Below are 16,435 nucleotides of genomic sequence, written 5' to 3'. Positions count from 1 at the left end.
ACGATTGGTTATGTGTCACCTTTTGAGTTTGAAAAGCAGTATTATGATAATTTAATCCTGTCAGGTGTTGCTGCCTGACTCAAGTAAATAAGCCTCCGATAAAGTCGGGGCGGTTCACACGCCTTGCTTGGGCAAAACATCGGTATAAGTGAGGGATATATCACGTTCACTTGGTTCGGCAGCAACCACTACCTCAGAGCAATCTGAATCTCTCTTCATCAGCTCATAAGGAGCAACAAAGCTCAATGTCTCATCGCTATTATTCACAAAGTAGATATCATCTTCATAGTTATTGATAGACTCGTTATGCAGATAAAACAGCGGCGTCTTTTGCTTAGTCTGTAAATCATTTTGAATTAATTCAGAAAGTCCTGACACCCCTGACCAATTTAAATTATCGATACGTTTTTGCTCAAAAGTGTTAGTTGTGTTCGTCATAGTATGGTCCTCATTTTTTAATTTATTTTGAATATCAGTAGCTTGTAGTATTTTTAATTTTGGGTGATTCTCAGAGCAAATTTAAGTCAGCCGAGCGTGTCCGCCACTTTTAGAGCAACGTTAAAAAGTAAAATGAGTGTTTCACTGATGATTTTAGAAGTTATTTAAACTTATTTTTAACAATATGAAATCTGTGCCATCATCGATATGACAGCTATAATTTATGAGTAGCTTGGGTTTAGTTGATTAGAAAAATAATGATTAATGCCAACCAGAGTGTTGATAGTTAACAGCAATAGCGAAGTTATAGGGTGAAGCGTTGCGCCTCGAGGGTTAACTCTATGTTGCTGTTTTCCTGACTGAATTACGTCCTAACTCAGTAACTATAATATAAGAATTGAGAAAGATAAAGCGTCTAATTAAAGTGGGCGACAACTGCTGTCGCTCAGCGGTATCGAATACTTAAGTTAAAAACATAATTTGGATTGAAGCATAGTATAACTTGACCACTAAAGCGCTTATATTAAAAACCGTCTAAATTTATAACCTACTCAAACTTATAGCCTATTAAAATCTATCGACAACATTATAAATTTTATAGACAGTACACCCGTAATAAATGGACGACCCTTTAAAACTCACTATTATTAACTGCTCAATATTACTTATTTAGCGCAATCGCAGCCGACTTCAACCAAGCAGCTGCTTTACCTAAAGGACGCTGCTTGTGCCATACAATTTCTAAAGCCACTGGCCAATCATGATCGTTAAAGTCCAATATTGGCTCGACTAAAAAACCATTATCCAAGGCACTGGCTACCACATGTTCAGGCACGAATGCCCAGCCTAGATTGCGCTGTACCAGCTCAACGATAACCCACTGGCTCTCAACCCACCAGACATCAGATGCTATTCGCAACCGTGCTTTTTCTTCGCTATGGTTACGTGTTGCCACCATCAATTGCCGATAGCGTTTCAACTCCTCCCATCCCACTGGCTGACGAGCTAGCTCATGGTTCGGCGCGCACACCATTTTCATCGACACCCAACCAAGCCCATGAAAATTCAGCGCTGAAGGTAGTATCTCTTGACGCCACATAATGCCTAAATCGGCGCGATCTTCTAACACCAAGCGGCTGACATCTTCCATCAGCGGAAACAATAGTTCCAGCTCCACACTAGGAAATCGGCGTGAAAACTCTTCCATCAAGCCGCCCAACGTTGCTTCGGGATACAGCTCATCAACCGCCAGTACCAATCGGCTCTCTACTCCTTCGCCCAGACTTTTGGCCACCCCGCGAAAATGCTCACAACGCTCTAGTATCACTCGCGCCTCTACCAGTAAGCGCTCTCCAGCTGGCGTTAGGACTGGATAGCGTCCACTGCGGACAAATAAGCTGTTGTCCAAATCAATTTCTAAATTTGACACCGCCGTGCTAATAGCAGACTGCGCCTTGCCTAGATAACGGGCGGCGGCTGAGAAAGAACCGGTCTCTACCGTGGCGACAAAGGCTTGCAGTTGCTCTAATGAAAGGCTCATCTATCTAAAAATCCTATAGGTTCTAACTTGGTTATAATAGTTTAACAGATACAATAGGCGCGAAAATAACTGATTCAACTAGGAAGCTTCATGCGCACCGTGAAAGATCGTATTCGTCATACTTTGGGTTTTGAGATAATAGGTTTAATTATATTTGTACCGTTGGCAAGCTGGTTATTTGGCTTTGATATTCAGTCGATAGGTCTTATCGCCGTGGCTGCTTCGATTATCGCGACGTTGTGGAACTATTTTTATAACCTGTTATTTGACCACAGTATGCTGAAGCTACGTGGCAATGTACATAAGACGGTTCCACTACGGATGTTGCATGCCTTTTTATTTGAAGGTGGTTTGCTGTTATTATTCCTACCAATAATTGCGTGGCACTTAGGCATCAGCCTTTGGCAAGCCTTTCTCATGGATATTACAATGGCTACTTTTTACTTGGTACATGCTTTTGTTTATAACTGGATTTATGACAATGTGTTTCCTATTCCAGCAAACCATCTGCTATCTCAACGTAATGACGTGGTCGCCTAATAGCAATGAGCCGTGCTAAAGATTTATCAACATAAAAACAACTTGGTATTTGAATGGTTACTGGCGCTTGTATCGCTATTATTACTTTGTAATAATGCCTGCATCTGCTAGCGTCTCATGTCAGTTATTGGGGCAGCGAGCACAATAATTTTGAGATAAATGTCTCTATATAATAATTGAAGCAATAAAGGACTTTATATGAAAAATATGACCAAGGTAATGATGGTAAGCGTTTTAGCAGTGGGAACATTGGCAGCAGGTTGTCAAACCACATCTACGCCAAGTGCATCCGTTACCCAGCCTATTACCTCGGATGCCTTGCAAGCCTATCATTGGCAACTCGTGGATGCCAAAAACACCAAGGGCGAGACCATTATTCCATTATTCTTTAATCCAGCCGAACCATTAACCCTCAATTTTATGACCGCGAATGGAAGCAATATCGTTACTTTGATGAATACTTGTAACAATATGAGTGCTGAATATAAGGTAGCAAATGGCGAGGTAACCTTAGGTCCAGTAAGAAGCACAAGAATGGCTTGCCCTGCCCCACAAGCCAGCTTTGATAGTGCCGCACTAGCAACCGTAAATGGTAAATATAGCATGAGCAAAAATGCCAATAACGTGCCTGTCTTGACCATTACCAATGCGAACCAAGTAGCGAATTTTAAAGCGGTTGCTAAATAATTATTGTCGTATAGAGTGCTAAACTAGCCACTCAATAAAAAAGCCTCACTTATTAATAGTGAGGCTTTTTTTGTCTATATTTATTGTCTGAATACTGAATTTAGGCTTAGCGCAGAACTAAATCCTCAGTAAATAATACGATTCTTTAGAAAATATAGTGTGCCCATAATAAATACGGGATTAATGAGCATGCGATGAAAAGTTAAAAATACTACTTAAACCTATTTGCTAGCCATATGACCAGCTCACGAGCTGGCGCATCATCCAACGCTTGGGGGATTTGGGCATACGTCATAACACAGTCATTCAGATCCGTCATCATATGCAACAGTAAGCCCAAACCTGTGACTCTATATGGTTTAGGCAGCACTAACATAGCCACATATACTGCCATTGCATAATAACTGTGCAGCGGGTGAAAGTTAATACTACAGCGATTGGGCGAGAAAATAGGCGTTGCTAGCAGATGATCCAAATCAACCAACATAGTGGCGAGCAGTATCAGATAAACCCTTTTGTAATCATTGCGGAAAAACACATAAGCCACGATTAAAGGCATGCCGAAATGAAAAAAGTAGTGAATTAAGGTTTGCGTCATTGACCTTTTGCCTGTCTCATCGTGACCGTTCGTTTTTTGAGTTTATTCTACCTAAAAAATAGTACATTGGATTCAACCGTGCTTGAGCAGACCTCATGTGCCAACGCAACAAACGCCTTGGTAGCAGCGCTCTGATACGCACCTTTTCGTTGTAGTAATACCGCCGTACGCTGGAGCAAAGACGGCGCTAAGGTAATCGCCACCAGCTCATCATAATTATGAGCGATGTTGGAAGGTAATAAGGTGGTCAGTTGGGTATGGCGAACCATTTCGATCACTGCGCTGAGCGAGTTTGCCTCCATCAGTACGTTTGGCGCAATGTCATGCTGGCGACAGTAATGCTCAATCTGTTCGCGCGTGGCAAATTCGCGGCTCAGCAATACCAGTGACTGCGCGTGTAGCGTTGGCAAGTCAATCGCCATTTGCTTAGCAAGAGGGTTATGTTTACTAACAACCAGTGCAAGCGTCTCTATCAGCAAGGTTTGTGTATCGATATCGGCAGACTGCACATCTTCAAAAGCAATACCCACATCAAACTCATCATCGAGTATTTGCTTTTCCATCTGCTCCTGTGATATTTCCTGCACGCTTAGCGTGAGACTCGGATAACGAGTATGAAACGCTTTGATTAAAGGTCCAAGCAAATACGTGGTAAAAGTAGGCGTAATCGCAATCCGCAACGCACCGCGACTGAGATCCTGCACATCGTGAATGGCGCGCCGTCCTTCCTCCAAATCCTGCAAGGCTCTATGGGCATAGCGCGCATAGACGTCACCGGCATCGGTCAATGTGACACGGCGACCAGAGCGATCAAACAAAGTCGCGCCTAGACCCTCTTCCAACTGCTTAATCTGCTGCGATAACGCTGGCTGTGAGACGTACAAAGACGCTGCTGCTTGGGTAAAGCTTTGGTACTCTGCCACTGCCAAGAAATACTTAATGTGCCGAAGAATCATGGGTCATCTCGTGTGGATTAGGGATTGCTCAAGGTTTAGTCATAAGTAATTATTATCGATATCATAATATACTGATATTTTACCTTATAACGATAGCGGCGTATCATTCCTTTCGTCAACTACACAGAGACCAACGCGATGAAAGATATTATTGAAGGTTTTCTAAAATTTCACAGTGACGCCTATCCTAAGCGCGCCGATTTATTCAAAAATTTGGCGACCAAACAAAACCCGCGCACACTGTTTATTTCTTGTTCAGACAGCCGCTTAGTGCCCGAGCTTGTTACTCAACACGAACCCGGTGGTCTGTTTGTGATTCGAAATGCAGGCAACATTGTGCCTTCTTATGGTCCTGAGCCTGGTGGTGTATCGGCCTCAGTTGAGTATGCTATTACCGCTTTAAAAGTCACGGATGTGGTGATTTGCGGGCACTCAGACTGCGGCGCGATGACTGCGATTGCCAACTGCACCTGCATGGATCATATGCCAGCGGTAGGCAGCTGGCTACGCTACGCTGACTCAGCACGGGTGGTCAATGAAGCCCGTGAACATGCCAGTGATAGCGAGCGGGTCGCCTCTATGGTTCGTGAAAATGTCATCGCTCAAATCGAAAATATCAAAACCCATCCTTCGATACGTTTGGCGCTAAGAGAAAATCGTTTGGCACTACATGGCTGGGTTTACGATATCGAGTCCGGTGACATCGATGCCTTAGATGGCGTGACCAATGAATTTGTCTCATTGGCCACGCACACTGAGGTTCGCGCTTATCCGCTAGCGCCACTGGCAGTCGCCGTTTAGCGTTACATAACTGTCATTATCAATGAATATGCATAATCAGAAAATCAATTAACCCAAATAATTCATAAGCATTATTAACCCAATAACCACCACCAACCTCAAAAGGTATTATTATGATTCAGTCTCAAGTAAGCAACACCGCACGTCAAACATTAACTGACACCATCATTGCTGCCAAAGCGGCAAAGAATCTGTCATTCGAGCAAATCGCTTCAGGAACAGGCTTGAGTGATGTCTTTGTCACTGCCGCTTTGCTAGGTCAGCATCCGCTACCTGCTGATGCCGCCCAAAAAGTTGGTGAAACTTTAGGACTTGATGAGGACGCCATCGCGTTACTACAATGCATTCCATCACGAGGCAGCGTTGGTAGTGAGATTCCTACTGACCCGACAATTTACCGTTTTTATGAGATGATGCAGGTATATGGCACCACGCTAAAAGCCTTGGTTCATGAGCAATTTGGTGATGGTATCATCAGTGCCATTAATTTCAAAATGGATATCAAAAAAGCAGCTGACCCTGAAGGTGGTGACCGCGCAGTGATTACTTTAGATGGCAAATTCCTACCGTTCAAACCTTTCTAAATGACGCTTTAAATAGCAGTTTTATCAGCGGTTTGTAAAAGTAGTACTTATTGAAAAAGTCGGCGTTCGACATATAGTGACGTCGGCTTTTTTGGCGACTCAGGCGGTGATTTTTTGATACTGCCTTTCTTAATATGGATTTTATATTATTCATGAGTACCGATCATATCTCCTCCACGGCGCGTTCGTCGATACTGACCTTGTTGTTTCCTATGCTGGTGATTGCTGGGTTGGCGATGACGCTGCGCCCAACGATCACTTCTACTGGTCCGTTGCTAACAGAAATTCGCCTAAGCACAGGTATGGGTTTGCAAGCCGCCTCTTTATTGGTGGTGCTGCCGATGCTGTGTATGGGTATATTTCCGCTACTATTGCCTTGGATTGGGCGACGATTTAGTGAAAGCGCGTGGATCACAGGCGGTCTGTTTTCGATTGCCTTAGCGGGTTTATGGCGCTTGTGGTTAGATACTGGAGGGACGCTGATAGCCAGTGCCTTAGTAGGCGGCACGGGTATCGCCATCGTGCAAGCAATGGCACCTGGTGTAGTTAAGCGTTGGTATCCTGCGCGTGTACCACTTGCTATGGGCGTTTACTCTGCTGCACTGATGACTGGTGGCGGGGTTGCCGCTATCTTGAGTCCCGTGGTCGCTCAACATTACGGCAGTTGGCAATCTGGTTTGGGTATTTGGCTGATAGTGCCAGTTTTTGCCCTCGTGCTGTGGTGGCGACGCCCCTCCGAGCAGATGGAAAATCGAGACGACGGGGTAAAAATCAACTTTTTTGGCAATCGCCGTGCTTGGCTGCTGGCAAGTTATTTTGGTCTGGCAAATGCTGGATATGCTTGTATGATTGCATGGTTGCCAAGCTATGCGCAGACTTTGGGCTGGAGCGCGCAAAGTAGTGGCGAGCTGATCGGTATCATGACGATTTTTCAGGTCATTGGTGCGCTGGTTATTCCAATGTTATCCGCCCATCGCCTCGACCGCCGACCTTGGTTGTTTTTTGCCGTAGGGATACAAATCGCTGGATTTATAGGTTTGATTACCATGCCGACAGCTTTGCTCATCTTATGGATTGCCTTGATTGGCTGTGGTCTTGGTGCCTGCTTTTCATTGACATTGACCGTCGCGTTAGATCATTTGTCCAAACCCAAACTCGCTGGGGCACTGGCAGCATTTGTCCAAGGCATTGGCTTTATTATTACCGCCATCGCGCCTTATGTCGCAGGTGTGCTTCGCGAGTCGACTGGCAGTTTTAAGGCGGTTTGGTGGATGCTATTGATCAGCCTTATCGGTATGCTGTTTGTCACCATCAAGTTTGCCCCAGCAAGTTATCATCAGGCAATTAACTTGTCTAAGCTTTGATTCAGGCGTATTGAGTCACGTCATGCAATATTCAAAACAACCTCAAGGATTAATTATGAAAGGGCTGATTATGAAAGAACTCGTTATCTATGCCGCGCTTGCAACTTCACTGTTGTCCATCTCCGCGTGTGCCAACACCTCACACTCACAGTATCAAGTACAAGTGATCAAACCAAACGTAATAACTCAAGGAGCAGAGATGGCAACCATTCCATTATTGACTGGCGAGATGGCACAAAACATGGTGAATGCCGCCGCATTAGAAGCCAAAAACAACAATTTGATGGTATCTGTCACCGTCGTTGACGCCTCTGGACAAACCTTAGCAGTGCTCAGAGATCACCGCGCAGGCGTGCATACCGTGCGTGCCAGTTACAAAAAAGCCTATACCGCAAACTCACAAAAAAGAGAAACGGCGGTCATCGCCAAAGGCATCAAAGACGGCACGATTCCTGAAGACCTACGCTATCTGGATGAAAACATCCTTATCTTAGATGGTGGCGTGCCCATTTATATCGATGGTATCGTAGTTGGTGGTATTGGGGTGGGCGGCGCACATGGCAGCGAAGATGTACACATCGCCAAAGCAGGTCTGAAAGCATTAGAGCAGCAGTAGCGCGGGCTAAAGTTTTAAGACAAGTATTCCACATATTATGCTGTTCGAAAATCGATAAGCCTGCCTGTCCTTATGTTTATTGTTACTTCTATAAAAGAAGAAGGAGAGAAACCATGTAATGATTTCTCTCCTTATAAAATGCGCCATTAAAGTACCCAATGTCTTAATCTAGCCATTTTTAGCCCATATAGACGCCTCAATTAAATTGAGGATATACTCTAGATCAATGCCGCTAGATCCGTGAGCTTCTCAAGCACGATATCTGGTGAATATTTTTCCAGTTGCACATGGGTTTGAGCACCAGTCAGCACCCCAACACATAGACCACAATGGGCATTTTTGCCTTCTTCGATATCAATGCCGCTGTCCCCTGCTTTCAATACCTGTTGCGAATGCTCAATCCCAAACTTGTCCATAGCAAGGGTAATCATATCTGGTGCAGGACGGCCATTGTGCACATCATCTGCTGTAATCAAAGCATCAATATCACGACCCACTGACCATCCTAAAATGGTTAATATTTTATTGGCTGTCTGAATATCGTAGCCCGTATTTAGCACGACTTTTCTACCCGACTGTTTTAACTGAGTGAAAAAGTCTAGCATGCCATCGAAGGTTGCTACCGTGTCCTTGGTATAGGCTGATGCCAACGCTGATTTAAACCTATCAAAGGCAGCATCCGTCCATTTTTCACTATCAGCGGCCGCGGTATTGTCATGTTTGCATACTTCATTGAGTATATCGCTAATGGCTTGTCGCTTTTCTTTGCCAGCCCCAAACTCTAAACACACCTCTAGATTAACCTGAATGTCTGTTTGACCAGCCTGTTGTAGGGTGTGATTGATCGCATCACATACGGTCTTATAAACCAAATTGTTTTCATTGACGGTCGTGCCTGCCATATCAAAGACACACAGTTTGATCGCGTCGAATGGCGCTTTGATACGATGAATATCTGTATTCATTATTTTGACTCCAATACTAAATTAATTAACTCTTCACCAAAGGCAAATCCCGTTGATGCGCCTGTGCCGCTTGTGATGGTACCGATGGCAACGCCTGCTTCTGGTGATGCTTTAAACACGACATTGTCGGCACTTGGATAGACCCCTAACCAGTGCTGAGTGATGTCTACCTCACCGATATCCATGACTTTTTTGAACTCGTTGATGATTAAGTTATCTTGATAAGTGTCTCTAAAGGGCAGCTCTTTATCACAGTAATTATGACTGTCACCAATGATAAGTGAGCCATCCGCTGATTGAACAACGATTAAATGTACGCCAGCCTTGCGCTCAGCAGCTTGGGTGGTATCAAGTAAGCTGGTAAGCGCACGGGCTTCTGGTAGCTGGGCAAACCCATCATAACGAGCAAAACTCAGATCTGACATGACAGCAGCATTTAGTTTGAACGCTTGCCTTGGCATCACGCGCATCATATTGAGGGTACAGAGTTTGGCATCAGACTGCGCTAAAGTATCAGGATATAAGCCATGTAAATCTGCCCCAGGACAGATCACACAATGCGCCGTATGTAATGTCCCTCGACTGGTATGAACAGTGGGCAAGTCAACCACCTGAACCGTGGTTTTGTTATAAAAATCCACGCCATGCACTTGTGCTAACCAGTCCGCAAATTTGCCAATCGCGGTATTTGACTCGACTCTCAGCTCGTGCGGGCTATATAAAACGCCCAACCCTGTTCTAAGATAAGGCGTCTGCTCCTGTATTTCTGATTGGCTCAATAAGCGACAGGACTCGCCCATGTCAGTCTTCAAAAACGCATCGGCAACGCTCATCGCTTCAGGGCGCTGAACCAGCATGTGCAGACCGGTATGCTCAACCTTGATACCGGCTTTTGGCGCGATGTCCGCCCAGATATTGCGTGAGTGCATGGCACGTTGCCAATGCTCACCGCTACGCTGACCACTAACCGTCACAAAGCCAAAGTTACGAATCGAGGCATCTTTGTTCTGTGCTTCACGCTCTACCAGCGCCACTTTCAGCCCTTTTTTTACGGCAGCATACGCGCTGGCAAGACCAACGATACCGCCCCCAACGACGACCACATCATACTGTTTATCTGATAATTTACTTGTCCCTGTCATAGCTTTTTTCTTCTTTATGATTGATTCCAAATGATACGCAATTTATGTTTTAGCGGCTCAATCCTTGTTTTAAGGATTTCACTAGCCGATGAAATAGTGCAATTGAACAATGACTACTCATCACGGTTTTTATAGATTCATTTACAATTCAGTTTGTCCATGGAAAAACGCTCTGTGCTTATCTAACAGCTCAGCCGTCAGTGGCTCGCCGTACGTTTTACTGTTTTTGATTTGATTGTCAGGAGCGACTGTTTCACCGTCATAAATCACATTTGGGTATATCGTCAATAATTTTGGACGCGCATTCTTAACAATGATTTCAGCCATTTTTATCGCATTTGGATTGGTGTTCTCGCCTTTATCAATAACGGCTACCGATTCCGTCAGCGTATAATTTCCCTCGCTTGGGTCAACATAATCAATAGGCAAGCCTTGTACTTTGTTTGCGATTGCTTGATGACGCAAGCCAAAACCAATCGGCACCTCACCTGCCATCACTTTTTTGATCGGACCTGAGCCTGACAACTCCAAGTTTGGACCCGCATTGGTGCGGATATCGTTCATAATTTTCTGCCCTTCAGCGCCCATTCCATAAGTAGCGGTGACGTCTTGAATAAAGAGCCAACCTGTCGATGAGCCATTAGGATCCACCATCGCAATTTTATTTTTGTAGATCGGATTTGATAAATCCTTGGCACTGGTTGGTTTGGGCAGATTTTGCGCCGCCATCTCTTTTGTGTTTAAAATAATAGCGCCCGTAAAGCCCAGTATTGGTGCATAGTAATTGGGGACCGCCACTTGCGGGTCAACGTCAAAGGTCAATTCTTTAAACATAGGATGCTTGGCTTGGGCGCTTTCTAAGTAGAACGAGCTCATCGTCACCATATCCGCCTCTGTATTATCGCCTTCTGCCAGCAAACGCCCACCCAACTCCCCTGTCCCAAAAGACTGAAAGACATACTGACCTTCATAGCCTGCTTCGTCTAAAACCTCTTGGATGACCTCGACCGCTTCTTCGTCGGCATTGCTATAAATGACGACTTCTTCGATATTGCTAGAAGCATCTCCTTCCGACTCAGGTGAACTACAACCTGCTAAGACGATTCCACACGCGAAACTTGCCACTAACGTTTTGAATAAAAACATTATTTGCCCTATTATTTGTTGAGGTTTTAATAATGAAAAAGGTGTTGCTTAAAATATAAAACGAAAATAAGTCTTATCAATGCGCTTGACCGATGGGTAAGACTAAGAAGACGTTGGTACCACCATTGACTTAGGTTTTTTCTTGGTTTTTATTGCCGTTGTACCAGAGAGCCTTTTGCTATAAATATGACGGACAATAGCAAACAACATCAGTGCGCCAATATTGGTCAGCAATATCATCAGCGACAAGATAAAAATCTCATCGAAGCGCGCAAAGTGCTGTAGCTCGACTATCTTGGTGGTGAGTACCATGGTTTTGGCACCTGAAATAAAGATAACCGCGCTAATCGTCACCATGGCGCTGATAAAATAGAATGAAGCGACTTCAATCAGCGTAAAAAACGAATTGGGCACGACGATGCGGCGTAATGATGTAAACCATGAGTCACCCAATAAACCAGCCGTCGTCTCCCAGCCCAAATTCATTTTAGACAGTGCGTTTTTACTCATCAAATAAGGCGTGGCAAAGTAATGAATGATGTTGCTAATCACGATGATAAAAATAGTATTGGCGACCGCCGACCCCGAAAACACCATCAAATAGGCAATACCTACGACCATTCCAGGCACCGTATTGGTTACCAATGCTGAGCTTTCAATACTGAATTTACCCAGTTTAAACAGGCTTGAGCGCTCGTATAACAGGGCTGAAAAATACGTAATCAAGGTGCCAAACACCGCCGTTAATACCGCCACAAGTAATGAGTTTTTATAGACCCGCATCAGATTGGCAGACTCTAAAGCCTCGCTGACAATCTCGGTGGTGAAGACCATCTGATAAGGCCATGACTTAATCCATGGGATAATGAATATCACGGCGAATACCAGTAACAGTGAGGCTAAAATCACACTCGATAACACCGCCAAAACACGGTCTTTGATTTTTGAGGTGGGCAGATCAATCATTTCAACTGAGTCATAGCGCACATTGAAGCGTGCCACGTACCATAGTATGGCGATGCTTAGGATGGATGGCACCAGCATAAATAACGCAACCACTGCCCCTTTTTCGAATGACGGTGACGCGCCTAAGATTTGGGTATAAAGCTCAGTGGCGATGACCCTATATTGCCCCCCAATCGACGCTGGAATACCAAAGTCTGTAAAGGCTAAAAAGAAACATTGAATCATCGCTGCTGCAAAGGTGCCGATTAGAGGGCGCACCACAGTCATATCAAACTGGCGGTAAGGAGAGTCTCCCATCAACTCTGATACAACGACGAACTTTTTGTCCAAATACTGGAAAGTATTGTTCAATAATAAAAAAGCAATGGGCAAGGTATAAATGGTATAACCAAGCCACATGCCATAAAAGCCGTATATGTCCTCAAACAGCTGAAAGCCAAGAATCTGAGTAAGCAAACCTTGTTTGCCAAAGGTATAAATAATGGCAAAGCCGTAGGTTACGGTTGGCAACAACATAGGAAATAATGCCGCCAGCTTAATAAATTGTTTAAAACCTTTGGGCAAATTGGTCCAATGCACGGTATAAGCCAAAATAAAGCCCAAAAACGTCGCGCTAAGCGCACTCATCGTCGCCACAAAAAAGCTGTTTTGCATGGTCTGCAAAAAGCCATCACTGCTCAAAATACTGGTGTAGTTTTCTAGCCCTAATGTATCACCGACATTCAAAGACAGTGCCAGCAGTTTGACTAATGGCACAAACATAAACATGACGAATAAAACAGCAACGAATAGCCAAATTGCTTTTACGAGGGGTGAATTGCTCAATTTCATAAATATCCAAGACGATCAAATGGTCAAATACGTTCATTCACAACATTTTTATTTTTAATCAATATTAGTTGATGGTGGCATCTTTTCGTTTTTGCTGATGACTGTCTTTAATAACGTTAAGATCGTCGGTATTGTCGATAGTGTCAATACCATGGATATCGTCATAACGATGAGTCACCACACTGTCATCCTGACCGTAATGTTGGCGCTGAGTATATTTGCTTAAAGGGTCGATGTTTGCGCCATCATCCGCGAATAAACTTAAGATATTGCGACGCTTAATATTGAGCTGATTGAGAATGAAGTTTTTGACAAAATCATTGGCTGGGTTGCGAATGATTTCCGTTGGTGTCGCGAACTGTGCCACTTTGCCGTCTGAGAGCAGTAAAATACGATCAGATAACGTCATGGCTTCTTCTGGATCATGAGTGACTATTAAAGTCGTCAACTGATAGCGAACGGAAATCTCGCGAATACGCGCTTTGATGGTTTCTTTGATGACACCATCTAGCGCAGATAAAGGCTCATCTAATAACAGGATTTTAGGCTTCATCACCAAAGTGCGTGCGAGTGCCACGCGTTGCTTTTGACCACCAGACAATTGGCTGATACGTTTATTTAGGTGGGCTTCGATATCGAGTAAGTCGACCAGTTCATCGACTTCTGCTTGCGTGCTAATATGAGGATTATTGCGTAAACCGTATTCAATGTTTTGTTTGACATTTAGATTGGGGAACAGTGCATAGTCTTGAAAGACAATATTAAAGCCTCTTTTTTTCATCGGCACTCGTGTAATGTCTTCGCCGTTATAAGCAAGACGACCGCCATTGATGCCTGTCAAACCTAAGATAATATGCAATAAAGTCGTTTTACCACAGCCAGAAGGCCCTAAGATTGAGACAATTTCGCCCTTATTAATTTTGAGGGAAATATCTTCAAAGATAACTTTATTCTCATACTTTTTCGTCACACCTCTAAGCTCTAACATATCAACCAACCTGATCATTTATTATTTGTATTGCCTAGGTCAGCAGTGTAGCCAGTAGTTGTGACATTTTGGTTAAAGAGCCATGACAATACGATGACATCAAACAACGTTAGGGCGTGTCCTCAATTCAATCAATTACTCTCTAAATGGGCTAAAAATGGCTAAATTTTGTTAAACATCGTCAAACAGCTTATCAATATCTCGATATTAACAGCGCTATATTCCTTGTTTGATGGCAATTTATCTCATGTTTATCACCATTTTTAAAATGAGGACACGCCCTAGATAAAGTATCGAAAACAACCCCATAAGCATTTGCCAAAATATAAGGCCTCATTTAATACCATTAAATGAGGCCTTACAGAAATAGCTGGCGAATCGATCATTTACATTTTCAGACGGAACAAACTAACCGTGAGCGTCATTGACTGGAGGCGGTAAATTGTATCAAGAGCTTTTACTCTCATTGAATGTCGGTATGAATCCTGATTATTGGTGATTAATTATTGCGACTGAGATTGTCATGCTTTAGTAGTAAAATGGTCATGAGATGGTCATGCAATGTTTTTCTTGAGTAGTCGTTAGGCTTCATGAGCCAATTTTCTCAGCTTGTGACGCAGTATTTTTCCGACAGTTGATTTGGGTAACTCGTCTATGAATTCGATATGACGCGGGCATTTATAGGCGGCCATATTTGCTTGGCACAGCGCTCTAATATCATATTCATTTAAGCTGTCATCAGCTTTTACAACGTAGGCTTTGACCGACTGACCCTGCAACTTATCATCGATACCCACCACTGAACATTCGGCAACCTTAGGGTGCTCCTCAATGATGTTTTCTACTTCGTTAGGATAAACGTTGAAACCACTGACGATAATCATGTCTTTTTTACGGTCATATATCTTAATAGCACCCTGCTCGTTCATAGATGCAATATCACCTGTCTTTAAGTAACCATCAGCGGTAAAAAACGTCGTATTGTCAATATTATGATAATGAGTAATGACGTTGTCACCTTTGATACACATCTCACCAACTTCATTTATGGCGAGAATATTTTCATCGTCATCACGGATATTGATATCGACACTAGGCAGTGGTAACCCTACATTGCCACTATATTCAGTGCCATTAAATGGATTGGCGGTACCCACGCCTAGCGTCTCAGACATACCCCAGCCTTCGAGGATAGGCAGACCTGTGACTTCACGCCAGCGCTTAGCGGTTTCAGGGGTCGCTGCCATACCACCAACTACAGTTAATTTGCATGCAGAAAAATCTAGCTCCTTAAATTTGGGATTCATCAGCAGGGCTTGGAACAAAGTATTGACACCAGGCAATAGATGAAAAGGACGCTTGCGCAATATCTTGATAAACCCTTCAATATCACGTGGATTGGTAACCAGTGTGAGATGCTGACCCACACTCAACCCAACTATTGAGCAGATAAACGCATAAATATGATACAGCGGTAAAGCGACAATGGTATTTATTTGAGTGCTATCAGACATGGCGTCATAGACTGGCTTGAACCATTCAACAAACTGATAAGTGGCGGTCACAACATTTTGATTGGTAATCAAAATACCTTTGGCAACGCCTGTCGTGCCGCCAGTATATTGCAGCATTAATAAGTCGTCCGCTTGAATGCTAGGACGAGAATAGCTTAATTTTTTGGCGCGTTTTAAAACGGCTTTATAGCGAGTCACGGTATAATGAGAATTGGATTTCAGCTCATAACGGGGAATGGCTTTTTTGACATATTTGGCAGCGATATTAACAAGCGCACCTTTCACTACTCCTAACATATCGCCAATCTTGCTGGTGACCACGGTTTTGACAGGCGTGTCTTTGATGATTTTCTCTAACGTTTTGCAAAATGGTTCTAATATAAATAATACAGCAGTATCTGAGTCAGCCAATTGATGTCTCAATTCACGAGGACTATACAGTGGATTGATGAGCGTTGTGACCATACCAGCGCGAATTATCCCTATGACAATAGGCAGGTACTGGTTGACATTGGGCATCATGATGCCTATGACCGAACCCTTTGCTAGACCCAGACTTTGAATCCAAGCCGCAATAGCCAATGACATGCTATCCACTTGCCCATAAGAATAAGTAACACCCATGTTGGTGATAAATTCATGGCTGGCATATTCCGTTAATTTGTCATCAAACATGTCAATCAATGTATTATGTGGCGGCACTATCTGTGCATTTATCCCTTTAGGATAATGCTGCGTCCAAAACTGATCCATAACTTA

General features: G+C 43.7%; 16 protein-coding genes. 6 read left to right on the top strand and 10 right to left on the bottom strand.

Annotation, left to right across the window (positions count from 1 at the left end):
* Window positions 1-114: 114 nt before the first annotated feature.
* On the bottom strand, window positions 115-438 hold the full coding sequence (locus ACP69U_RS08305) for a hypothetical protein (RefSeq protein ID WP_426138267.1): 324 nt from the start codon (window positions 436-438) through the stop codon (window positions 115-117).
* Window positions 439-1,099: 661 nt separating this feature from the next.
* Entirely contained in the window at window positions 1,100-1,978 is an 879-nt protein-coding gene (locus tag ACP69U_RS08300; RefSeq protein WP_087816195.1) for a LysR family transcriptional regulator, read from the bottom strand.
* A gap of 90 nt (window positions 1,979-2,068) precedes the next feature.
* Between ACP69U_RS08300 and ACP69U_RS08295 the strand changes: the two genes are divergently transcribed.
* Window positions 2,069-2,518, top strand: a complete 450-nt coding sequence (locus ACP69U_RS08295; RefSeq protein ID WP_045445595.1) for a PACE efflux transporter — start codon at window positions 2,069-2,071, stop codon at window positions 2,516-2,518.
* Window positions 2,519-2,716: 198 nt separating this feature from the next.
* Window positions 2,717-3,205 carry an META domain-containing protein gene (locus ACP69U_RS08290; RefSeq protein ID WP_314886318.1) on the top strand — a complete coding sequence of 163 codons (489 nt, stop codon included), beginning with the start codon at window positions 2,717-2,719 and terminating at the stop codon, window positions 3,203-3,205.
* 211 nt (window positions 3,206-3,416) lie between these two features.
* On the opposite strand, the gene ACP69U_RS08285 is transcribed toward ACP69U_RS08290, so the two are convergent.
* Window positions 3,417-3,803, bottom strand: a complete 387-nt coding sequence (locus ACP69U_RS08285) for a DUF6122 family protein (RefSeq protein WP_314886319.1) — start codon at window positions 3,801-3,803, stop codon at window positions 3,417-3,419.
* A gap of 47 nt (window positions 3,804-3,850) precedes the next feature.
* On the bottom strand, window positions 3,851-4,759 hold the full coding sequence (cynR, locus tag ACP69U_RS08280; RefSeq protein WP_314886320.1) for a transcriptional regulator CynR: 909 nt from the start codon (window positions 4,757-4,759) through the stop codon (window positions 3,851-3,853).
* A gap of 138 nt (window positions 4,760-4,897) precedes the next feature.
* Between cynR and ACP69U_RS08275 the strand changes: the two genes are divergently transcribed.
* The 4 genes from ACP69U_RS08275 (at window position 4,898) to ACP69U_RS08260 (ending at window position 8,124) form a co-directional block, all read left to right on the top strand.
* Window positions 4,898-5,560: a carbonic anhydrase gene (locus ACP69U_RS08275; protein ID WP_314886321.1), complete on the top strand. Its 663-nt coding sequence runs from the start codon at window positions 4,898-4,900 to the stop codon at window positions 5,558-5,560.
* Window positions 5,561-5,673: 113 nt separating this feature from the next.
* Window positions 5,674-6,144: a cyanase gene (cynS, locus tag ACP69U_RS08270; protein WP_238049890.1), complete on the top strand. Its 471-nt coding sequence runs from the start codon at window positions 5,674-5,676 to the stop codon at window positions 6,142-6,144.
* Window positions 6,145-6,296: 152 nt separating this feature from the next.
* Entirely contained in the window at window positions 6,297-7,508 is a 1,212-nt protein-coding gene (locus tag ACP69U_RS08265; RefSeq protein WP_426138266.1) for a CynX/NimT family MFS transporter, read from the top strand.
* Window positions 7,509-7,563: 55 nt separating this feature from the next.
* On the top strand, window positions 7,564-8,124 hold the full coding sequence (locus tag ACP69U_RS08260; protein ID WP_228244495.1) for a GlcG/HbpS family heme-binding protein: 561 nt from the start codon (window positions 7,564-7,566) through the stop codon (window positions 8,122-8,124).
* A 218-nt stretch (window positions 8,125-8,342) separates the two neighbouring features.
* On the opposite strand, the gene ACP69U_RS08255 is transcribed toward ACP69U_RS08260, so the two are convergent.
* The 6 genes from ACP69U_RS08255 to ACP69U_RS08230 form a co-directional block, all read right to left on the bottom strand.
* Window positions 8,343-9,089, bottom strand: a complete 747-nt coding sequence (locus ACP69U_RS08255; protein WP_426138265.1) for an HAD family hydrolase — start codon at window positions 9,087-9,089, stop codon at window positions 8,343-8,345.
* Window positions 9,089-10,231, bottom strand: coding sequence for a TIGR03364 family FAD-dependent oxidoreductase (locus ACP69U_RS08250; RefSeq protein ID WP_314886329.1), 1,143 nt, complete (start codon window positions 10,229-10,231; stop codon window positions 9,089-9,091). Before ACP69U_RS08250 ends, ACP69U_RS08255 begins: the two co-directional genes overlap by 1 nt.
* Window positions 10,232-10,372: 141 nt before the next feature.
* Window positions 10,373-11,377, bottom strand: a complete 1,005-nt coding sequence (locus ACP69U_RS08245) for an ABC transporter substrate-binding protein (RefSeq protein WP_314886326.1) — start codon at window positions 11,375-11,377, stop codon at window positions 10,373-10,375.
* A gap of 102 nt (window positions 11,378-11,479) precedes the next feature.
* Window positions 11,480-13,174: an iron ABC transporter permease gene (locus ACP69U_RS08240; protein WP_314886324.1), complete on the bottom strand. Its 1,695-nt coding sequence runs from the start codon at window positions 13,172-13,174 to the stop codon at window positions 11,480-11,482.
* Between the two features lie 64 nt (window positions 13,175-13,238).
* A complete protein-coding gene (locus ACP69U_RS08235) occupies window positions 13,239-14,162 on the bottom strand; it encodes an ABC transporter ATP-binding protein (RefSeq protein WP_426138264.1) in 924 nt (307 codons plus the stop codon).
* 581 nt (window positions 14,163-14,743) lie between these two features.
* On the bottom strand, window positions 14,744-16,429 hold the full coding sequence (locus ACP69U_RS08230; RefSeq protein ID WP_314885962.1) for an AMP-binding protein: 1,686 nt from the start codon (window positions 16,427-16,429) through the stop codon (window positions 14,744-14,746).
* Window positions 16,430-16,435 lie beyond the last annotated feature (6 nt).

Source organism: Psychrobacter sp. TWR1-1-1 (assembly GCF_049895865.1).
Lineage (GTDB): Bacteria > Pseudomonadota > Gammaproteobacteria > Pseudomonadales > Moraxellaceae > Psychrobacter > Psychrobacter immobilis_A.
This window is presented reverse-complemented; position numbering and strand designations above follow the sequence as displayed.